Here is a 20,753-nt window from a genome sequence, read left to right on the forward strand (position 1 = left end):
GAAGGATTAGATCTCGTCGATCGAGGCGGCCTCGAAGCGGCTGGAGATGTTGATACCGAGCTCTTCTGCGGCGCGGAACGCCTCATCGTCGGTGTCGCGGAGGTTCACCAGCGTGCCGTCGGCCGAGAGGACCTCGACGTTCAGGCAGAGCGACTGCATCTCCTTCATGAGCACCTTGAAGGACTCGGGGATGCCGGGCTCCTGGATGTTCTCGCCCTTGACGATCGCCTCGTACACCTTGACGCGGCCGAGGATGTCGTCGGACTTGATCGTGAGGAGCTCCTGGAGCGCGTATGCGGCGCCGTAGGCCTCGAGGGCCCACACCTCCATCTCACCGAAGCGCTGTCCACCGAACTGCGCCTTACCACCGAGCGGCTGCTGGGTGATCATCGAGTACGGACCCGTGGAACGTGCGTGGATCTTGTCGTCGACCAGGTGGTGCAGCTTCAGGATGTACATGTAGCCGACCGAGATCGGGGCCGGGAACGGCTCGCCGGAGCGGCCGTCGAACATCTGGGCCTTTCCGCTGGAGTCGATCAGACGGACACCGTCGCGCGTCGGGATGGTCGCGTCGAGGAGACCGGCGATCTCCTCCTCGCTCGCACCGTCGAACACCGGGGTGGCGACCTTCGTGCCGGGAGCGGCCTCGAATGCCTGCTCCGGCAGACGGGCTGCCCACTCCGGAGTGCCTTCGACCTTCCAGCCCTGCTTCGCGATCCACCCGAGGTGGGTCTCGAGGACCTGGCCGAAGTTCATTCGACCGGGGATGCCGAGCGGGTTCAGGACGATGTCGACCGGGGTGCCGTCCGCCATGAACGGCATGTCCTCGATCGGGAGGATCTTCGCGATGACACCCTTGTTGCCGTGACGGCCGGCGAGCTTGTCACCCTCGGTGATCTTGCGCTTCTGGGCGATGTAGACCACGACGCGGCGGTTGACGCCGGAGCCGAGCTCGTCGTCGCCGTCCTCGGCGTTGAACTCCTTGACCGCGATGATCGTGCCCTGCTCGCCGTGAGGCACCTTCAGGGACGTGTCGCGGACCTCGCGGCTCTTCTCGTTGAAGATCGCGCGGAGCAGACGCTCCTCGGCCGACAGCTCGGTCTCACCCTTCGGCGTGACCTTGCCGACGAGGATGTCGCCGGGGCGGACCTCGGCGCCGATGCGGATGATGCCGCGCTCGTCGAGGTCCTTCAGCAGCTCCGGGCTGACGTTGGGGAGGTCACGGGTGATCTCCTCCTTGCCGAGCTTGGTGTCGCGGGCATCGACCTCGTACTCCTCGATGTGGATCGAGGAGAGGGTGTCGTCCTTCACCAGGTCCTGGCTCAGGATGATCGCGTCCTCGAAGTTGTAACCCTCCCACGTCATGAAGGCGACGAGGAGGTTCTTTCCGAGGGCCAGCTCGCCGTTCTCGGTGGCGGGGCCATCGGCGATGACCTCTCCGACCTCGACGCGCTCACCGGCGTTGACGACGACCTTCTGGTTGTACGACGTGCCCTGGTTGGAGCGGTCGAACTTGCGGAGGTGGTACTCCTGCGTCCCGCCCTCGTCGAGCATGACGACGACGCGGTCTGCGGAGACCTCGGAGACGACACCGGCCTTGTCGGCGGTGAGCACGTCACCGGCGTCGATGGCCGTGTAGCCCTCCATACCGGTTCCGACGAGCGGCGAGTCGCTGCGCAGCAGCGGCACAGCCTGACGCTGCATGTTGGCACCCATGAGGGCGCGCTGTGCGTCGTCGTGCTCGAGGAACGGCACGAGCGAGGTCGCGACCGACACCATCTGGCGCGGGGAGACGTCGATGTAGCCGATGTCCTCCGGGAGGAACATGTCGACCTCGCCGCTGCCGCCCTTGGGGCGCGCCAGCACGTGGCTCTCGATGAAGCGACCCTTGGCATCGAGCGGCGCGTTGGCCTGCGCGATGTTGAAGTCGACCTCTTCGGAAGCCGTGAGGTAGTCGATGTGCTCGGTGACGACGCCACCCTCGACCTTGCGGTACGGGGTCTCGATGAAACCGAACGAGTTGATGCGCGCGAAGGTCGCGAGAGCACCGATCAGACCGATGTTCGGGCCTTCAGGCGTCTCGATCGGGCACATGCGGCCGTAGTGCGAGGGGTGGACGTCACGGACCTCGACGCCGGCGCGGTCACGGGAGAGACCACCCGGGCCCAGCGCGGAGAGACGACGCTTGTTCGTCAGACCGGCGAGCGGGTTGTTCTGGTCCATGAACTGCGACAGCTGCGACGTTCCGAAGAACTCCTTGATCGCGGCGACGACGGGGCGCACGTTGATCAGGGTCTGCGGGGTGATCGCCTCGATGTCCTGCGTGGTCATGCGCTCGCGGACGACGCGCTCCATGCGGGACAGACCGGTGCGGACCTGGTTCTGGATCAGCTCGCCGACCGCGCGGATGCGACGGTTGCCGAAGTTGTCGATGTCGTCGGTCGCGAGACGGATCTCGGCCTTCTTGCCGCCGCGGATGCCCGTGAAGGTCTCCTCGGTGCCGGCGTGCAGGCGCACCAGGTACTTGATCGTGGCCACGATGTCCTCGACGGTCAGCACCGAGGAGGTCAGCGGCTGGTCCAGGCCCAGCTTGTGGTTGATCTTGTAACGACCGACCTTGGCCAGGTCGTAGCGCTTCGGGTTGAAGTAGAAGTTGTCCAGGAGCGCGCGGGCGGCCTCGGCGGCGACCTGCTCGCCCGGACGGAGCTTGCGGTAGATGTCGCGGAGCGCATCTTCCTTGGTGACGATCGTGTCCTTCGCGAGCGTCTCCTCGATCGAGGTGTAGCCGGCGAACTCGGCGAGGATCTCCTCGCTGGTCATGCCCAGTGCCTTGAGGAAGACGGTGACCGACTGCTTGCGCTTGCGGTCGACGCGCACGCCCACCTGGTCGCGCTTGTCGATCTCGAACTCGAGCCATGCACCACGGCTCGGGATGACGCGCGCCGACACGATGTCCTTGTCGGACGTCTTGTCGGGGGTCTTGTCGAAGTAGACACCCGGCGAACGCACGAGCTGCGACACGACGACGCGCTCGGAGCCGTTGATGATGAACGTGCCCTTGTCGGTCTGCAGCGGGAAGTCGCCCATGAAGACCGTCTGGGTCTTGATCTCACCCGTGAGGTGGTTCATGAACTCGGCCTCGACGTACAGCGGAGCGGCGTAGGTCTTGCCACGCTCCTTGCACTCCTCGATCGAGTACTTCTCCGGCTCGAGGTAGGGGTTCGTGAACGACAGCTGCATCGTCTCGCCGAGGTCCTCGATCGGAGAGATCTCCTCGAAGATCTCGCCCAGACCGCTGTTCTCGTTGACGTCGGTGCGACCCTGCTTCTTGGCCTCGGCCACGCGCGCCTTCCAGGCGTCGTTGCCGACCAGCCAACCGAAGGACTCGGTCTGCAGGGCGAGAAGGTCAGGGACCGTCAGCGTGTCGGAGATCTTGGCGAACGAAAGACGGGAAGCTCCGCGTCCGTTCTTGGTGGTGGTGGATGTGGATGCGTTGCGAGCAGCAGCCAAGGGAATAACCTCCGTGAGCCCCGCAGGGCTTCTCGATTCCTTTGTCGTCAGGTGGAGTGTGCGCCCGGGAACTCGACAGATGCCGACCACCATATGAGGGCAGGGAGAAACGAGCGCAACTACTAACTATACGCACGATTATGCGACATGGCAAGCGCAGTCCTTGACCAATCTCGGAAGCTGCGGTATGAGTCTCCGATCGCCGGACCGGAACACATGCGGCCCGGCGATCGGAGGAGGTGATCTCAGGACGCGATGCCCAGCTCGTTGCCGGGGATCGACGCCAGCAGACGCCGCGTGTACGGGTCACGGGGATTCGTGAAGATCTCCTCCGACGTCGCCGCCTCCACGAGCCTGCCGTCCTTCATGACGCACACGTAGTCGCTGATCAGCCGCACCACCGCGAGGTCGTGCGAGATGAACAGGTAGCTCAGGCCGTACTCCCGCTGCAGGTCGCCGAGCAGCTTCAGGATCTGGTCCTGCACCAGCACATCGAGCGCCGACACCGGCTCGTCGCAGACGATCAGATCGGGCGAGAGGGCCAGGGCACGGGCGATCGCGACACGCTGTCGCTGGCCGCCGGACAGCTCGGACGGATACCGCCGCAGCATCGACTGCGGCAGGGCCACGTCGTCGAGCAGCTGCCGCACGCGCTTGCGCCGATCGGCGCCGCTCCCCCGCTTGTAGAACTCCAGCGGCTCGGCGATCAGGCGCTCGATCGTGAACATCGGGTTCAGGCTCGAGTACGGATCCTGGAAGATCGGCTGCACCTGCTGCCGGAACTCCTTCGTCTCCGCCCGGCTCAGCGACGCGATGTCCTTGCCCTCGTAGCGGATCAGCCCGCTCGTCGGCTCGATCACCTTCAGCAGCATCCGCGCGGTCGTGGTCTTGCCGGAACCGGACTCGCCCACGATCGCGACCGTCTCCCCGCGCGGGATCACCAGCGACACGTCGTCGACGGCCACGAAATCCTCGCCGCGGCCCCGCACCGGGTACACCTTGGTGAGGTTCTCGATCTCGACGATGTTGTCCGCGGGGGCCGCCTCAACGACGGCATCGGCATCGGCGACAGCATCGGCATCGGCCGCCCGTTCCCGGGTCCGGAAGGCCTCGGGCCGCAGGCGTGCCGCCGCGACGGACGGGGCCGCCTTCACGAGCGACTGCGTGTACGGATGCTGCGGGTCCTCCAGGATCTGGCGCGCATCGCCCTGCTCCACCACCTTGCCGCGGTGCATCACGATCACCCGCTCCGCACGCTCGGCGGCGAGGCCCAGGTCGTGCGTGATGAGCAGCACCGCCGTGCCCAGCTCGCGCGTCATCTGCCCGATCTGATCGAGGATCGTCTGCTGCACCGTGACGTCGAGCGCGCTGGTGGGCTCGTCGGCGATCAGCAGTCGCGGCTTGCACGCCAGACCGATCGCGATGAGCGCACGCTGGCGCATGCCGCCGGAGAACTCGTGCGGGTACTGCTTCGCCCGCCGCGCCGGATCGGGAAGGCCCGCGGCGGTCAGCGCCTCGACCACCTTCGCCTGCACGTTCTGTCGGGTGGCGAGGCCATGCGCGAGCAGCGTCTCCGCCACCTGCGTGCCGATCTTCGCCACCGGGTTCAGGTTCGACATCGGGTCCTGCGGCACGAGACCGATGTCACGACCGCGGATCGTGCGCAGTTCGTGCTCGGGTGACCGCGAGATCTCCTTGCCGTCGAGCCGGATGCTGCCGGACGCGATCCGGCCTCCCCCGGCGAGCAGTCCGATGATGGCCATCGCGGTGGTGGACTTGCCCGAGCCGGACTCCCCCACGATCGCGACGGTCTCGCCGGGACGGATCTCGAGGTCGACGCCTTCGACGGCGTGCACGACGCCGTCCATGGTGGCGAAGTCCACGGCCAGTCCCTGGACCGACAGCAACGGTTCGGTCGACATCTGCTTCTCCTTCGCGGCGCTCACGGCACCGTCGTCCCGCGCGTTCATCGCGCCCTCGTCCGGGGGTCCATCGCCTCGCGCAGCGCTTCACCCAGCAGGGTGAAGCCGAGCGCCGTGACGGCGATGCAGATACCGGGGAGGAAGGCGAGCCAGGGCGCGATGGCGAGCTCGGCCTGCGCGTAGGTGAGCATGCGCCCCCACTCCGCCGTCTCGGGCCGTCCGCCGCCGAGGCCGAGGAACGACAGCGCCGCCGCATCGATGACCGCGGTGGCGAGCGTCAGGGTGCCCTGAACGATCACGGGTCCGATCGCGTTCGGCAGCACGTGCGACATGGTGATCTTGCCGCGACCCAGACCGAGCGTCTGCGCCGAGAGCACGTAGTCGCTGGAGCGCTGCTGCAGCATGGAGGCGCGCAGCAGCCGGGCGAAGATCGGCACCTGGGAGGCCCCGATCGCGATCATGATGGCGAACGGGGTCTGCCCGAGGATCGCGGCGATCGACACCGCCAGCAGCAGGTTCGGCACCGAGAGGATGATGTCGACGATGCGCATGATGAGCGTGTCGACCCAGCCGCCGAACGTGCCGGCGAGCAGGCCGAGGATCATGCCGCCGACCAGGCCCATGGCCGTGGAGATGACGCCGATCATGAGAGACGCCTGCGCGCCCCAGATGAGCTTGGACAGCACGTCGCCGCCGAAGCGGTCGAGGCCCAGCGGGAACTGCGGCAGCTCCCCCGGTCCCGGGATGTAGGTCGGCGTGATGTACTTCGCACCCGGCAGCGCCGTCTCCGGGTAGGGAGCGATCAGGGGCGCGAGCGCGGCGATGAGCAGGAACGCCACGACGATGGCCGCGCCGATCCATGCCGTCGGGTTTCGGCGGAGGCGGCGGAACACGTCCCGCCAGAAGCCGCCGGAGCCGTTCTTCAGATCGGCCTGGGCGATGGCGACGGTGTCGATGCTGCCGCCGCTCTCCGCGGAGGGGCCCTGGGCGGGCGGGAGCGCGATGGTCATGCGACCGCCTCCTTTCGGACGATGGGGAGGGACATCACTGCACCCTCACTCTCGGGTCGATGAAGCTGTAGGAGACATCGACCGCCAGGTTGATCAGCGCGTACGCGATCGCGATGAAGATGATGAAACCCTGGAGGACCGGGAAGTCCCTGGTGAAGATCGCTCTCGCCAGGAACGAGCCGATTCCGGGGAAGGCGAACACCGTCTCGGTGAGCACCGCCCCCGAGATCAGGAGCCCGGTCTGCAGGCCGATCGTGGTGATCACCGGGAGCATGGCGTTGCGCAGGATGAAGCGGTTTCGCAACGTCGGCGATCCGACACCCTTCGCGCGGCCGGTGCGCACGTAGTCGGCGTTCTGCACTTCCAGGACGCTGGCCCTGGTGATGCGGACGATGATCGCGAGCGGGATGGTACCGAGCGCGAGTGCCGGGAGGATCAGGTGCAGGATCGCATCCCATGCGGCATCGAACTCGCCGGTGATGATGCCGTCCCACACATAGAACCCGGTGGGATGGGTCGCGTCTATTCGTGGATTCTGGCGCCCGTCCGACGGCAGCCATCCCAGCTGGACCGCGAAGACGTACTTCAGGATGAACGCGAGGAAGAACACCGGGATGGTGATGCCGATCAGGCTCAGCACCACCGACGCGTGGTCGGTGAACTTCCCGTGGCGGCGGGCGGCCCAGTACCCCAGCGGGATGCCGATGCCCACCGCGAAGATAAGCGCCATGACGCTCAGCTCCAGCGTCGCGGGGAACCGGCGGAGGAACTCCTCCGTCACCGGTCGGTTGGTCTGGATGGAGGTGCCGAAGTCTCCCTGCAGGAGGCGTCCGATCCAGATGAAGTACTGCTCGATGAGGGGCTTGTCGAAGCCGTAGAGCTCGTTGACTCTCGCGACGGCCTCGGGTGTGGCCTTCTCGCCGAGCAGGGCGACCGCGGGGCCGCCGGGGAGGGCCCTGACCCAGGCGAACAGCAGGATGCTGAGCCCGAACAGGGTGGGGATGAGGAACAGCAGTCGCCTGCCGATGGTGCGCAGCACGAAGATCTCCGTCGATCAGAAGGTACGCCGTTCCCCCGGTCCCGCCGAATGCGCGGGACCGGGAGAGCGTCGTATCAGGTGGTCAGGCCTACTTGGTGAGGACGATGTCCGTGAAGACCTCGTCGTTCACCGGGCTGGCGGGATAGCTCTTCACGCGCGGGTCGAACGCCAGGGTCGGCGCCGGGTGCGCGAGCGGGACGCCCGGGATGAACTGGGCGACCATCTCGTTGATCTCCTCGTAGAGCGCCGTCTGGTCCTCGAGGTTGGAGACGCCGCGCGCCTCGTTCAACTTCTGGAACAGCTCGGGGTTGTCGAAGCCCCACTCGGAGCTCTGCTGGCCGAAGAAGACGCCGACGAAGTTGTCGGTGTCGTTGTAGTCGCCGGTCCAGCCGAGCAGGTGGATGCCGTGGTCCGAGGTGCCGGTGGTGCGGTCGAGGTACTCGACCCACTCCTCCGAGACCGGGGTGGTCTCGACGCCGACCTCGGAGAGCTGCGACGACAGCACCGTGAAGATCTGCTCGGGGTCCGGCATGTAGGGACGCGAGACGTTGACCGGGTAGTTGAAGGTGAGCTTCAACGGGTTCGCTTCGGTGTAGCCCGCCTCGGCCAGCAGCGACTTGGCCTTCTCGGGGTCGTAGTCGTAGGTCGTGACATCGGGGTTGTATCCGTTGACGACCTCGGGCACGAACTCGATCGCCTTCTGCGTGCCCTCCGGCAGCACCTGGCTGATCAGCGCATCCTTGTCGACCGCGTACGAGAGGGCCTCACGGACCTTCGGGTCCTGCAGCTCCGGGACCGCCTGGTTGAAGGCGAGGTAGAGGATCGTGAACGGCGGACGCGACACCATGGTGAAGCCGTCGTCCTCGAGCGCCTTGGTATCAGCGGGGCCGACCAGGTCGTAGCCGTCGATCGATCCGGACTCGAGCGCCTGGCGGCGAGCGGTCGGGTCGTCGATCGTGCGGAAGATGATCTCGTCGACCTGTCCCTTGTCTCCCCAGTACCCGTCATACGACTTGAGCGTGACCTGCTCGCCCGGTGCCCATTCCTCGAAGGCGTAGGGCCCGGTGCCGACGGGGTGACCCATCGCGTACTCGGAGAGCTGCGGGGCCTCGGCGGAGCCGCTGACCTCATCCGCGCCGAACTCCTGCATCGCCGAGGGGCTCTGCATGGCGAAGGCCGGCAGCGAGAGCGAGGCGACGAAGCCGGCGAACGGCTTGTTCAGCTCGATCGTGACCGAGTTCTCGCCGTCGGGGGTGCAGGACTTGTACACGGCGTCCGCCGCGTTCGAGGCGTACCCCTTGAAGAGCTTGTTGTAGTAGTAGCCGAAGGCCTCGGACGCGGCGAGCCCCGTCCAGTTGAACCAGCGGTCGAAGTTCACGCAGACGGCCTCGGCGTTGAACGGCGTGCCGTCCTGGAACGTGACGTCCTTCTTCAGCTCGAAGGTATGGGACATGCCGTCCTCGGACGACTCCCACGACTCGGCGAGGAGCGGTGCCGGGTCGGCGGTACCGGGCTCGGTGCCGACGAGACCTTCGAAGATCTGACGCGAGACGCGGAAGCTCTCGCCGTCCTGCGCGAAGGCGGGGTCGAGACTCGCCGGGTCGGAGGAGGCGGCGAAGACGAACGTGCCGTCGACGTCGCCGGAACCTTCAGACCCTTCGTCACCACGCTCGCTGGCGACACAGCCCGCGAGGGCGAGCGCAGCGATCGTGGCTCCGGTTACGGCGATGAGTCCTCGCCGACGCTTGACTGATTGGTGCATTGTGTGACCTTCCCTGTCGGGCGCTTCGTTGCGCGTCCCGAGGCTTCTTCGCCTCGGGGACGGTGATGACTCGACGGTACCCAGCAGATCCTCAGATGCCAAACGCATCCATGTTGCAATCCGATATCGGCGCAGCCCGCGCCGATCCGGTAGTGTCCAGATCGTGCCAGACACCACCCCGCTCGCCGTCTGCTTCGGCGAGGGCATGGTCGCCCTCGTCGCCGCCACTGCCGGTCCGCTCGAGGACTGCCGGACCTTCCACCGCTCCCTCGCGGGCGCCGAGTGGAACACCGCGATCGCCCTGGCCTCGGCGGGCATCCGCACCTCGGTCCTCTCCCGTGTGGGCGACGACGGATTCGGACGCTTCCTCCTCGCCGAGCTGCACGCCCATGACGTCGACGCCTCCGCGGTCGAAGTCGACGGCGACGCGCCCACCGGCCTCTACGTGAAAGAACTCTCGGCCCGTGACGACGGAGCGGTCGACGGCACCATGCATTATTACCGTGCCGGCTCCGCCGCCGCAGCCCTCTCACCGCAGACGCTGACCACACCGGCGGCATCCGCCCTCCTCGCCGATGCCGCACTCGTGCACACCTCGGGCATCACGCCGGCGCTCTCTGCCTCGGCGCTCGCGGCCCAGGAGGCCCTGTTCGCGGATCGACGATCCGACCGGCTGCTCAGCTTCGACCTGAACTGGCGCCCGGCGCTCTGGCGCGGCCGCGAGGCGGAGGGCAGGAGGATCGTCTCCGACTTCGCACGCCGGGCCGACGTCGTGTTCTGCACCAGGCCCGACGCGGAAGCCGTGTTCGGGACGAGCGATCCGCAGCAGCTGCGTGCGCTCTTCCCTGAGCCGCGGTATCTGCTCGTCACCGATTCGAGCGGGGCCGTGGCGTTCGACCGCACGGAGACCGCCGAGAGCGACGCGCTGGACGCACCCGTGGTGGAGACCATCGGGGCCGGAGATGCCTTCGCGGCCGGCTTCCTCGCCGGGATCCTCACCGGCCTGTCGCTGGCGGGGAGCGTCGCCCGAGGGCACCGCATCGCGACGCGTGCCCTGGTGAGCACGCGCGATCACGTGGACTGAGGCGCGTCGCCGCGGACGGAGAGATCCCCGCGGGGAGGAACAGCTACGCCCACAACTCCGCCTCACGCAGCGGCCTCCGCCCGACGAGGCGGATACCGATCATCAGGTGCGGCGTCGTGTGGGAACGGCGTCGTGGGTCCGCTGAAGCGAGACCGCAACCGGTTCGCCGCGGTGCTGCACGACACGCACGAACAGCACGTCGACGAGCGCGAGCTGAGCGATACGGCTCGACATCGCGGCCATCCGGAACGGCGATTCGTGCGCGTGCGTGAGCAGCACGACATCCGCTGCGAGCGCCAGCGGCGAGTCCGGTGCGCTGGTGACCGCCACGGTGAGGGCTCCGGCATCGCGCGCGACTTCGAGGGCACGCAGCGTCTCCGCGGTCTCTCCGCCGTGGGAGAACGCGATCGCCACATCGTCGGCTGTCCGCAGCGAAGCCGTCGTGACCGCGAGATGCGGGTCCGCCGAGTGCGACACGGAGCATCCGATACGTGACAGCTTCAATTGCAGGTCCTGCGCCGTCAGCGACGACGCCGCCTGACCGAAGAGGTCGATGTGCCGCGCGTCGACCACGGCGCGGGCGACCCGATCGAGGGCGAGAGGGTCGAGCGCCAGGGCGGTCTTCTCTATGGCGTCGATCTCCTGCGCAGCGAGCTTGGCGGCGATCGCCGCTGGACCGTCGTCGGGATCGATCGCCGTGGTGTCCAGACCGAACCGGGCCTGCTGCGCCTGTTCCAGGGTGACCGCGCGGGCGACCGCGACCCTGAGCTCCCGGTACCCGCTGTATCCGAGCGCCTGGGCGTACCGGGCGACCGTCGACAGCGACGTGTGGCAGAGCTGGGCGAGATCGTTGATCGCCAGGTCGACGACGAGTGTCGGGTCTCCCAGGATCGTCTCCGCGACGCGCGCTTCGGCGGCGCTCACCTTGGGAAGTGAGCGCCGCACCCGAGCGAGAACGTCGTCGTCCATGGAGGGAATCCCGTCTCAGCCGGCGCTGGTCATCCTCTGCTGCACCGGGAACCGTCCCAGGAGTGCTTCACGCGCCGTCTGCGCACCGAGCCTACTGGCTGCGGCGACCTCGATCGTCGGCAGCGGCAGCGGATTCGCCGTGGGGAGGCCGACGTTGACGACGACAGCACGAGGATCACGCACAGCGGCGCGCTCGACGAGTGCACGCTGCGCGGCGTCCGTGTCGGGACGATCGATCAGCAGCACCGTCGTGCCTGCGGCTGCGGAGACCTCGTCGATCACGCGGTCCTGTTCGGAGACCGGGGCGGATGCCACGTCGAGGCGCACCCGCAGGCCATCTCCGGCCAGCGCACTCGCGACGTACGACCCCGCGCTGTCGACGGCGAGCGTCGAGCGTCGACGTGCGTCGATGACGGCGAGTTCGGACGTCGCCTGCGGGGCGTCGCCGGAGACGGTCACCACGCGGCGCACGATCTCCGCCGCGTCGAAGGCCTCGATCTGCTCGTGCGTCTGCTCCGCAGCGACGCGGAGCTTGGCGGCGAGGGATGCGACCCTGGCTGCCGCCTCCTCGACACGCGCCCGCGAGAGCGAACCGTCGCGCAGCGCGGCGACGATCCCGTCTCTGGCGGCGCGGAAGTCCTGCTCGTCCTGGTCGGGAAGAGCGGCATCACCCGGATTCGTCGGGTTCCCGATGCAGAGGAGGTCGGCTCCGGCAGCGAGCGCCTTGGCTGCTCCCCCGCCGAGTCCGACCGTCTCACGGATCGCGGCCATGTCGAGGGCGTCCGTGATGATGACGCCGTCGTAGCCCCAGTCGCGCAGCATGCCGAGCACACGCGGGTTGAGGGTGGCGGGCTGCTCGCCCCACGCCGGAACCACGATGTGCGCGGTCATGACGGCATCCACACCGGCATCGATCGCGGCACGGAAGGGTTCGAGGTGCACCCGTTCGAACTCGTCGAGATCCAGAGTGATCTCGGGGAGCGCGTGGTGCGAGTCCATGTGGGTGTCGCCGTGGCCCGGGAAATGCTTGACGCAGGCGGCCACCGCCCCGTCCTGGATACCGTCGATCGTCGCCACCACGTGCCGTGAGACGAGCGCCTCGTCAGCGCCGAAGGCCCGCACGCCGATCACCGGGTTGCGAGGATCGGTGTTGACGTCGGCGACCGGACCGAGCACCACGTTGGCCCCGACGGCGCGCACCCGACGCGCGAGTTCGGCGCCGGTCTTCTCCGACGCGACGAGGTCGTCGAGCAGACCGAGCTGGGCGGCACCCGGAACCGTCGAGCCCGTGGCGGACTCGAGCCGGGTGACGCTGCCGCCCTCCTCGTCGATGCCGATCAGGGCGTCGGGGTTCGCGTCGAGGATCGCGGCACTGAGGGCGGGAAGACGCGCGCCGACGTTCTGCCCGAAGTACACGACCCCGGCCAGTCCGTCGCGCAGCTCGTCGCGGAGCCACTCCGGAGCTTCCGTGCCGAAGAAGCCCGGCCACAGCACGCCGTTCGCGAGGCGTTCGAGGTCGTCGGTCATCCCTTCACCGCTCCCGCCACCATGCCGGAGGCGAGCTTGCGCTGCACCAGCACGAAGAAGATCATGACGGGCACGGTGATGATCGTCGACGCGGCCATGATGCTGCCCCAATCGTTGGAGTGCAGACCGAAGAACGACTTCAGACCGATCGAGACCGTGTACTGGTCGGTCTGAGCCCCCAGGATCGTCATCGCGAAGATGAACTCGTTCCAGGCGGTGATGAAGCTGAAGATACTGGTCGCCACGAGGCCGGGCATGACCAGCGGCAGCAGCACCGAGCGGAACATGCGCCACCAGCTCGCGCCGTCGATGTATGCGGCCTCTTCGAGCTCGACCGGAACGGCGGCGACGAAGCCGCGGAGCATCCAGATGCCGAACGCGAGCGACAGCGCGACGTAGACGACCATCAGGCCGAGGATGCTGTTGAGCAGGCCGAGGCTCTTCACCTGCAGGAACAGCGGGATGACGAGCGCCTCGAGCGGCACCATCTGCACGATCAGGATCATCATCAGGATCGTGGTGCGGAACTTGAACTTGAATCGCGCCACCGCGACGGCCGCGAGGAGGCACACGAGGGCGCTCACGAGGACCGTGACGAGCGCCACGATGGCCGAGTTGCGCAGGTAGGTGCCGAATCCGCCGTCGGTGAGCACGAAGGCGAAGTTGTCCCAGGTGAACTCCTGCGGGAGCAGCGACTGCCCACCACTGGAGGCCTTGCCGTCGAACGCGCTGGAGACCATCCAGTAGACGGGGAACAGCGTGAAGATCAGGACCGCGGCGACCGCGATTCCGATTCCGATGCGGGAGCGGAGCCTCGGACGCGGGTTCACAGCTCGTCCTCCTTCATGAGGGAGCGGATGTAGACGATCGTGATGCCGATCAGCACCAGCGTGAGCAGCACGGCGAGGGCCGCACCGAAGCCGTAGCGGTTCTGGCCGAAGGACTCCACATACGACCAGACGCCGAGGTTGAGCACCTGACGGTTGCCACCCCCACCGCCGGGCATCAGGTACACCTGCGCGAAGACCTTGAAGTCCCAGATGGTCGACAGGATGATCACGACCGAGAAGACGGGCTTGAGCGTGGGGAAGATGATCTTCCAGAATCGACGCCAGGCGCCGGCACCGTCGAGAGCGGCGGCCTCGAGCATCTCCTTCGAGACACCGAGCAGGCCGGCCAGCACCGTGATGGCGACGAACGGGAAGCCGTGGTGCACCACGTTGAGGAGCACGATGGCGTAGAACGACCACTGGTTGGTGAACCAGTTCACCGGGTCGTCCATGAGACCGAGGTCACGCAGCACCGAGTTGAAGATGCCGCGGTCGGCATCGAAGATGAAAGTCCAGACATAGGTTCCGGTCACGGCGGGCATCGCCCAGGCGACCATGATGCAGCTGGAGACGATGACGCGCCAGGTGGTGCCGAGGCGTGCGAGCAGGAGCGCCACGAGCGTGCCGACGGCGACCGTGACGAACACGGCCACGGCGGCGAACCCGACGGTGTTGGGCAGCACCACCGTCCAGAGGGTCGGGTTGGTGAGCGCCTCGACGTAGTTGTCGAGACCGATCCAGTTGTTCTCACCGGTGTTGATCTCGCGCAGACCGTAGTCCTGCAGCGAGTAGATGAACACCTGGACGAGCGGCCAGAGCATGAGCACCGCGAGGATGGCCAGCCCGGGCGCGAGAAGGAGCCAGGGGCGGGCCGCGACGATCGAGAGACCGCGTCGCTTCCGGCCGCCGGCCACGGAGGCGGAGGTGGACTCCGCCTTCGTGGCCGGCAGTGGCGCTTGCACCATCGACATGGAAGGGATGCTTCCTTACTTCTGGTTGAGGAGTTCGGTCATCTCGGCGGCGGCGTCCTTCGTCGCGGTCGCGACGTCCTTCTGTCCGCTGAGGATGGCCTGGATCATGGAGTTGGTCGTCTTCTTCGCCTGCACGGCACCGAAGTTCGGGGTGACCGGGACGGATGCTCCGCCGTCGACCATCTGCTCGGCGAACGGTGCGACCAGCGGGTCGGTCGAGGCCAGGGCCTCTTCCATCGCGGACTGCACACCCGGGAAGTACCCGGTCTCGTCCGACCACTGCTCGGCGAACTCGCCGGTGGTCATGAGCTTGACGAACTCCCACGCCAGGTCGGCGTTCTTGGTCGTGTTGAAGACCGAGAGGTGCGATCCGCCGAGCACGGACGGAGCGATGCCACCGTCTTCGCCCGGGATGACGGCCGCGCCGATCTTGCCCTCGAGGTCGGGGTTCGCCTCGACGAGCGACTTCGGCGTCCACGAGCCCGAGAGCATCATGGCGACGTTGCCCTGGGTGAACGCGTCACGGAGGTCGGTCTCCTTCCAGGTGGTCGCACCCGCGGAGGAGAAGCCGTGCTCGGTGGCCAGGCCCGTGTAGAACTCGATGCCCGCCTGCGACTCCGTGCTGTCCAGCTCGCTGGTCCAGGTCTTGCCGTCCTTCGTGGCGATCTCGCCGCCGGCGCCCCAGACCCAGGGGTAGACCTGGAACTCGGCGTCGCCCGGGACCGGGAAGGGCAGCATGTCGGGCTTGGCGGCCTTGATGGCGTCGCCCGCAGCCACGATGTCGTCCCACGTCTTCGGGGCCTCGAGTCCGAGCTCCTCGAACACGTCGGCGCGGTAGACGAGCGAGCGGACGCCCGCGTACCACGGCATGCCGTACAGCTCGCCGTCGTAGGTGCCGGCGACCTCGAGGCCCTCGACGAGGTCGTCGCGGAGGCCCTTCTCGGCATCGACGTACTCGTCGAGCGGCTCGAGCGCACCGGCGTCGGCGAACTCGGCGGTCCAGGTGGTGCCGGTCTCGGCGATGTCGGGGGTCGTGTCGCCGGCGATGGAGGTCACGAAGCGGTCGTGGGCGTCAGCCCACTGGATCTCCTCGATCTTGACCGTCGCGCCGGTCTCCTTCTCGAAGGCGTCGGACACCTTGTCGTAGAAGGCGGAGGCATCGGGGTTCGTGCCCTTCATGATCCAGACGGTGAGTTCCTGACCCTTGCCGTCGGTGGAGCCGGTGTCGCTGCCGCCGGCGCAACCGGCGAGAGCGAGCGTGGCCACGGCGCCGAGCGCCACGGCCGAGAGAATGCGCTTGTGCATTGCGGGGATCTCCTCTTTGAAAAGTCCTGGCAAGCATCGGGTACTCACCGGGGGTTAGGAAAAAGTATCCACGACTAACTAATTGCCTGCAAGTTCCTCTCACAATCGTCATGCGGCCGTAACATCAGCTTCTCCCGGTAGGCTCCCCGGATGGTTCGCCGCACCCCTGACAAGGACCGTTCGACGGTCGCCCGCCACGCGACGCTCCCCTCCCGCCGGCCCGCCAGAGGAATCCTGAAGATCGCCGGCATCACCCTGGGCATCGTGCTCGTCTCCGCGATCGCGGTCGCTGCCTTCGTCGTGACCGACTACTTCAACCGCTTTAATGAGGGCGCCGTCACCCTGGAAGGGGCGCCCGAGGTCGAGCCGCCCTCGATCAGCGCGTACCCCGGCGAGTTCAGCATGCTCATCATCGGCACGGACGAATGCGGTGAGGTGTCGACCGGCCTGCTGGGCGAGCGCTGTTCCGAAGCCGACGGGGGGATCCTCAACGACGTGAACCTGCTGGTGCACGTGTCGGCGGAGCCCCGCAACGTCACGGTCGTCTCGCTCCCCCGCGACCTCATGATCCCCACCCCCGAGTGCACCAGAGAAGACGGATCAGTCGCCTCGGAGACGAGCAAGTCGCAGATCAACTCGATCTATCAGAACGCCGGGATGTCGTGTGTGGCGAAGAGCGTCACCGAGCTCACCGGCATCGAGATCCCCTTCGCCGCGAAGATCGACTTCGACGGCGTGATGGAGGTGACCGATGCGATCGGCGGTGTGGAGGTGTGCATCGGTGGCGATGGCATCCGCGACCGGCACACGGCCCTCGACTGGGAACCGGGACTGCGCACCGTCTCGGGTTACGAAGCCCTGCAGTTCATCCGCACCCGGCACGGCGTCGGCGACGAGAGCGACATGGCGCGCGTGTCGAACCAGCAGCAGTACATGTCGCGCCTGGTGAAGAAGATCATGAGCGACGAGGTGCTCTCCGACCCGGGGAAGGTGCTCGGGCTCGCTGACACGATCGTCGACAACATCGACCCCAGCGACGAGTTGGGCAACCCCGTCCGACTCGCACAGCTCGCCCTCTCGGTCAAGGACGTGCCGTTCTCCGAATTCGTCTTCCTGCAGTATCCGGTGTTCACCGACCCCGACGACTCCGACCGCGTCGTCCCGAACCGGGACGCCGCGGCCAGCATCTGGGACGCGTTGAAGGCCGGGCAGCCCGTGCAGCTCACCGGGGACGTCAGCAACAACGGAGGCGTCGAGCTCGTGGAGCCCGCACCGGGCGCCGAACCTCCTGTGACGGAGACTCCCGCCACCGACGCTCCGGCGACCGACGCCCCGGCACCGCGCGCGACGCTCGACTCGGCGATCTCCGGACAGACGGCGGAACAGGAGACGTGCGCGAACGGAAAGCAGCGCTGAGCCGCACCGCCAGCGCGTAGGCTCGTGCCCATGGGCCGGACGAGATCGCGCGACACCGAGCATCCCCAGGTCCGGTTGGATCACGGCGGCATCGCCAGCATCATCCCGTCGGAGTTCACGAGCGGCTTCGAGCTGATCGTCGACGGCACGCCGCAGTCGCACGTCGATCTGGACGACCCGACGCACCTGCACTTCGAGTACATCGTGCGCATGGGGGCGGTGATCGACCAGCTGCCGCCCGGCCCGCTGACCGCCGTGCATCTCGGCGCCGGTGCGCTGACGATCCCGCGCTACATCGAGAGCACGCGTGCCGGTTCGCGCCAGCAGGTGATCGAGCTCGAGGCCCCCCTCGCCCAGCTGGTGCGGGAACATCTTCCTCTGCCGAAAGGGGCGGCGATCCGGATCAGGATCGGCGATGCCCGCGAGGGCGTGGCGAAGCTGCCGAGCGGCCTACAGGCCAGCTGCGACCTCGTCGTCTCCGACGTCTACTCGGGAGCCCAGACGCCCGCCCACCTCACCAGCGTCGAGTTCTACCGTGAGCTCGCGGAGCTGCTGGCGCCCGGCGGCGTGCTTCTCGTCAACGTCGCCGACGGCCCCGGTCTCGCCTTCGCCCGCCGACAGGCCGCGACCATCGCACACGTGCTCCCCGAGATCGGCATCCTCGCCGACACACAGGTGCTCAAGGGCCGGCGGTTCGGCAACCTCGTCGTCGCAGCCTCGGCCGCTCCCCTGCCGACGGAATGGCTGCCGCGCATCCTGGCCGCCGGTCCCCACCCCGCGAAGATCGCGCAGGGTGCCGAGGCCGACGCCTTCTTCCACGGGGCACGGATCGTGACCGACGCCGACGCCATCGCCTCCCCGCGGCCCGACGCCTCGCTCTTCCTGCGCTGAGCCACGAGCGTCTCCGGCGTCCGAGGAGAGGCACGATCGGTGACAGCAGCGCCGGGGCGCCGTGTGTCGCAGAGAGGATGCGGAGACCAGGGCGCGCCGCCCCGACGACCCCGTCACCGGAAGGCAGACTGGTGGGGGACGCTGCGGAAGGAGAGCAATGAGTTTGATCCGGGGATACGACCAGGACACCCTCCGCGAGAAGGTCGATCTCGACGAGTGCGAGGCACGACTCGCGGAGATCGATTCGCAGCGCAGCCTGCCCGCTCTGCTGGAGCGCGTGTGGCTGCTGAAAGTGCTCGACCGCCTCGACGAGGCGCTCGCGCTGGCCGATGAGACGGTGCGTCAGGCGCGCATGGCCGGCACCCGGAAGGACGTTCTGCGCGCCCGCGTGCTGCACGCCACGATCCTGCAGTATCGGGGCGCGCACGCCGCAGCCGAACAGGAGCTCTCGACCTGCGCGACCGAGGCGGAGGGGCAGCGCTGGCTGTCGATCGCCGCGTTCGCGTACCAGCACCACGGCAAGAACGCCTACGACGCAGGCGACTACGAGACCGCCAGGGAGAGCTTCAAGCAGTCGCTGTTCCTCCGGCGCGAGTCGGGTGCGGAGGACAGCGAGCTCGAGACGGCGCTCCTGGCCATCGAGGCTGTTGAGCGGCGCCGCCCGCCGCAGCTCATCGCGGGCTGAGTCTTCGTGCCACCGCGATGTCGGCGGCATGGCTTAGCCTGATCGCATGGCGGAACTCGACCGTGTGCGCGTCTGGGGCGAAGCACTGATCACGCTGCACCTCGACGACAGCTGGTCGTTCGGCTTCGACAACGCCAAGCGGCGGGCCGGGCAGTGCGACTACACGAAGAAGCGCATCACCGTGTCCCGCTATCTCGCCGCACGCTTCGAAGACGACGACATCCATCAGGTGCTGCTGCATGAGGTCGCGCACGCCCTCGCCGGTCACGCCGCTGCGCATGGTCCCGCGTGGAAGCGCGTCGCCCGTGATCTCGGCTACGTCGGGGGAACGACCCACCACGGTGAGACGGCCGAGGAGCTCGCCCCCTGGGTGGGCAGCTGCCCCGCAGGTCACGTCACCTACCGGCACCGCCGCCCGACGAGACCGACATCGTGCGCCCGGTGCTCGCGCACATTCGACTCCCGCCATCTCTTCGCCTGGACCCGACGGGAGATCTCGACCGACGTGCGCCTCGCCGCGCAGATGCCGCGCTGACCGCGGCTCAGCCCTTCGGGTCGTCGCGGCTCTCCGCATCGGTCGTCAGTGCTGCGCCGGGTTCGACGGCCGCGCCGGAATCGACCACTGCGCCGGAATCGACCCCCGCGCCGGATTCCACGGTCACATCGGCAGCGCTGCGCCGACGACGCAGCAGGGCTGCGATCGCGCGCCAACCGACCAGGAACGCCCCGAGCACGAGCGTCGCCACGATGATGAACGGCAGCTCCGCCGTGTCGCTGCTGAGCACACGGATGAGCATCCCACCCGCGACCGTGACGGCCCACACCACTGCACCCCATGGCAGCGACCAGGGACGACGGGGACGGCCGGGCAGCAGCGCGGCGAGGAGATGGCCCACGAGCAGAGCGATCAGGAACGGCCATGCCGTGAGCAGGAACCCCGCAGGGTTCTCATCGTGGGACGCGCGACCGATCGCGGCGAAGATCAGCACGAGCACGACATCGACGACGACAGCGGGAAGGTACCTCATGCCACGACCCTACGTGCCCGCGGCCGTGCCGGTGCCTGCCCCGCGGTAACCGGCGGAGATCTCCGTGTCGGGAGGATGTCCTGCGGCCGCGCGTCCGCCCGTCGGGGAGAAATCCTCCAAACGGGGTGGGCATGCGCATCAGTCGAAGCGGACGAACGATCCCTCGTGGAGCACCGGGACGACGTCGACCGCATCGAGGACGGCGGCATCCGCCACGGAGGTCGGAATCAGACCCGATGCTTCGATGCGGGCGGTCGCGACGACGCCGGCGGCGAGCTCACGGCCGGATCCGCTCGCACCGATCATGTGCCGCACCGCGCCGCGCAGGGCGTGGAAGCCCTCGGCGGCGACCGCGGCGTCCGGAGCCGTGTGGTCGATACCCCGATCCGAGAGCGCCGAGACGATCGCACCGGCCCCGAGCTGATCCTCGACGGCGAACCGCAGCGCACCCGCCTCATCCAGCTCGCCGGCCGCGATCACCGCGACAGAGGTGCGTGCCTGCCGTCGCTCCTGGATGGTCTGCACGGCCCGTGCGACGGCCGCCGCGTTGCGGATGCCGCCGACGAGCACCGTCGCCTCGGAGGGAGCCGCAGCGACAACGGCCGCCCCGTTCCGCGACCACCCCTCCGCGTCCGCGAGCGCGACCGCAGAGCCGGACGCCGTGGCATCGATGACCGTGGAGGAGAACCGCAGCACATCGACGACCACGACGACGTCGGCATCGGCGAGGCGGGCGAGACCCGCGGTGCCCCAGTCGAGGCGGACCTGGTAGGTGGACTGATCGAACGGCGACGGCATCCGACA

Annotated in this window: 17 protein-coding genes; 5 read left to right on the forward strand and 12 right to left on the reverse strand. The window is 67.9% G+C overall.

Features of this window, described 5'->3' with window-relative positions; genetic code table 11:
• Positions 1 to 6 precede the first annotated feature (6 nt).
• The 5 genes from rpoB to GZ64_RS0108450 all read right to left on the reverse strand — a co-directional run bounded on the left by rpoB (position 7) and on the right by GZ64_RS0108450 (position 9,243).
• Positions 7 to 3,510, reverse strand: a complete 3,504-nt coding sequence (rpoB, locus tag GZ64_RS0108430) for a DNA-directed RNA polymerase subunit beta (RefSeq protein WP_021199010.1) — start codon at positions 3,508 to 3,510, stop codon at positions 7 to 9.
• Positions 3,511 to 3,755: 245 nt separating this feature from the next.
• Positions 3,756 to 5,480: an ABC transporter ATP-binding protein gene (locus tag GZ64_RS0108435; RefSeq protein WP_029265918.1), complete on the reverse strand. Its 1,725-nt coding sequence runs from the start codon at positions 5,478 to 5,480 to the stop codon at positions 3,756 to 3,758.
• On the reverse strand, positions 5,477 to 6,442 hold the full coding sequence (locus GZ64_RS0108440) for an ABC transporter permease (RefSeq protein ID WP_021199008.1): 966 nt from the start codon (positions 6,440 to 6,442) through the stop codon (positions 5,477 to 5,479). Before GZ64_RS0108440 ends, GZ64_RS0108435 begins: the two co-directional genes overlap by 4 nt.
• A gap of 34 nt (positions 6,443 to 6,476) precedes the next feature.
• Positions 6,477 to 7,481, reverse strand: a complete 1,005-nt coding sequence (locus tag GZ64_RS0108445) for an ABC transporter permease (RefSeq protein ID WP_017828176.1) — start codon at positions 7,479 to 7,481, stop codon at positions 6,477 to 6,479.
• 88 nt (positions 7,482 to 7,569) lie between these two features.
• Positions 7,570 to 9,243 carry an ABC transporter substrate-binding protein gene (locus GZ64_RS0108450; protein ID WP_021199007.1) on the reverse strand — a complete coding sequence of 558 codons (1,674 nt, stop codon included), beginning with the start codon at positions 9,241 to 9,243 and terminating at the stop codon, positions 7,570 to 7,572.
• 163 nt (positions 9,244 to 9,406) lie between these two features.
• Between GZ64_RS0108450 and GZ64_RS0108455 the strand changes: the two genes are divergently transcribed.
• Positions 9,407 to 10,327: a sugar kinase gene (locus tag GZ64_RS0108455; RefSeq protein WP_021199006.1), complete on the forward strand. Its 921-nt coding sequence runs from the start codon at positions 9,407 to 9,409 to the stop codon at positions 10,325 to 10,327.
• Positions 10,328 to 10,429: 102 nt separating this feature from the next.
• Here the strand turns inward: GZ64_RS0108455 and GZ64_RS0108460 are convergent, their stop codons facing one another.
• From GZ64_RS0108460 to GZ64_RS0108480, 5 genes are read right to left on the reverse strand one after another with little or no spacing between them, the layout of a single operon-like run.
• Positions 10,430 to 11,296 (reverse strand): MurR/RpiR family transcriptional regulator, encoded by an 867-nt coding sequence (locus GZ64_RS0108460; protein WP_029259801.1) that lies wholly within the window; start codon positions 11,294 to 11,296, stop codon positions 10,430 to 10,432.
• 15 nt (positions 11,297 to 11,311) lie between these two features.
• Positions 11,312 to 12,823: a glycoside hydrolase family 3 N-terminal domain-containing protein gene (locus GZ64_RS0108465; protein ID WP_029265921.1), complete on the reverse strand. Its 1,512-nt coding sequence runs from the start codon at positions 12,821 to 12,823 to the stop codon at positions 11,312 to 11,314.
• The gene (locus GZ64_RS0108470; RefSeq protein WP_017828171.1) at positions 12,820 to 13,653 is read right to left on the reverse strand and encodes a carbohydrate ABC transporter permease; all 834 of its coding nucleotides are present in this window, start codon (positions 13,651 to 13,653) and stop codon (positions 12,820 to 12,822) included. Before GZ64_RS0108470 ends, GZ64_RS0108465 begins: the two co-directional genes overlap by 4 nt.
• Positions 13,650 to 14,624 carry a carbohydrate ABC transporter permease gene (locus GZ64_RS0108475; protein ID WP_029265923.1) on the reverse strand — a complete coding sequence of 325 codons (975 nt, stop codon included), beginning with the start codon at positions 14,622 to 14,624 and terminating at the stop codon, positions 13,650 to 13,652. Before GZ64_RS0108475 ends, GZ64_RS0108470 begins: the two co-directional genes overlap by 4 nt.
• A 15-nt stretch (positions 14,625 to 14,639) precedes the next feature.
• Positions 14,640 to 15,929 carry a sugar ABC transporter substrate-binding protein gene (locus GZ64_RS0108480; RefSeq protein ID WP_029265925.1) on the reverse strand — a complete coding sequence of 430 codons (1,290 nt, stop codon included), beginning with the start codon at positions 15,927 to 15,929 and terminating at the stop codon, positions 14,640 to 14,642.
• 150 nt (positions 15,930 to 16,079) lie between these two features.
• Here GZ64_RS0108480 and GZ64_RS0108485 point away from each other — a divergent pair, with 150 nt between their 5' ends.
• The 4 genes from GZ64_RS0108485 (at position 16,080) to GZ64_RS0108500 (ending at position 19,456) form a co-directional block, all read left to right on the forward strand.
• Positions 16,080 to 17,345, forward strand: coding sequence for an LCP family protein (locus GZ64_RS0108485; RefSeq protein WP_029265927.1), 1,266 nt, complete (start codon positions 16,080 to 16,082; stop codon positions 17,343 to 17,345).
• A gap of 30 nt (positions 17,346 to 17,375) precedes the next feature.
• Complete coding sequence (locus GZ64_RS0108490; RefSeq protein WP_029265929.1) at positions 17,376 to 18,236, forward strand: spermidine synthase; 861 nt, start codon at positions 17,376 to 17,378, stop codon at positions 18,234 to 18,236.
• Between the two features lie 157 nt (positions 18,237 to 18,393).
• Positions 18,394 to 18,921 (forward strand): hypothetical protein, encoded by a 528-nt coding sequence (locus tag GZ64_RS0108495; RefSeq protein WP_029259796.1) that lies wholly within the window; start codon positions 18,394 to 18,396, stop codon positions 18,919 to 18,921.
• Between the two features lie 46 nt (positions 18,922 to 18,967).
• Entirely contained in the window at positions 18,968 to 19,456 is a 489-nt protein-coding gene (locus tag GZ64_RS0108500; RefSeq protein ID WP_021198998.1) for a SprT-like domain-containing protein, read from the forward strand.
• A 7-nt stretch (positions 19,457 to 19,463) separates the two neighbouring features.
• Here GZ64_RS0108500 and GZ64_RS0108505 read toward each other — a convergent pair whose 3' ends face one another.
• Positions 19,464 to 19,949: a DUF3054 domain-containing protein gene (locus GZ64_RS0108505; RefSeq protein ID WP_029265931.1), complete on the reverse strand. Its 486-nt coding sequence runs from the start codon at positions 19,947 to 19,949 to the stop codon at positions 19,464 to 19,466.
• Between the two features lie 138 nt (positions 19,950 to 20,087).
• Positions 20,088 to 20,747 carry a 2-phosphosulfolactate phosphatase gene (locus GZ64_RS0108510; RefSeq protein WP_029265934.1) on the reverse strand — a complete coding sequence of 220 codons (660 nt, stop codon included), beginning with the start codon at positions 20,745 to 20,747 and terminating at the stop codon, positions 20,088 to 20,090.
• Positions 20,748 to 20,753 lie beyond the last annotated feature (6 nt).

This window comes from Microbacterium sp. Cr-K32, from assembly GCF_000708345.1.
GTDB lineage: Bacteria > Actinomycetota > Actinomycetes > Actinomycetales > Microbacteriaceae > Microbacterium > Microbacterium maritypicum_A.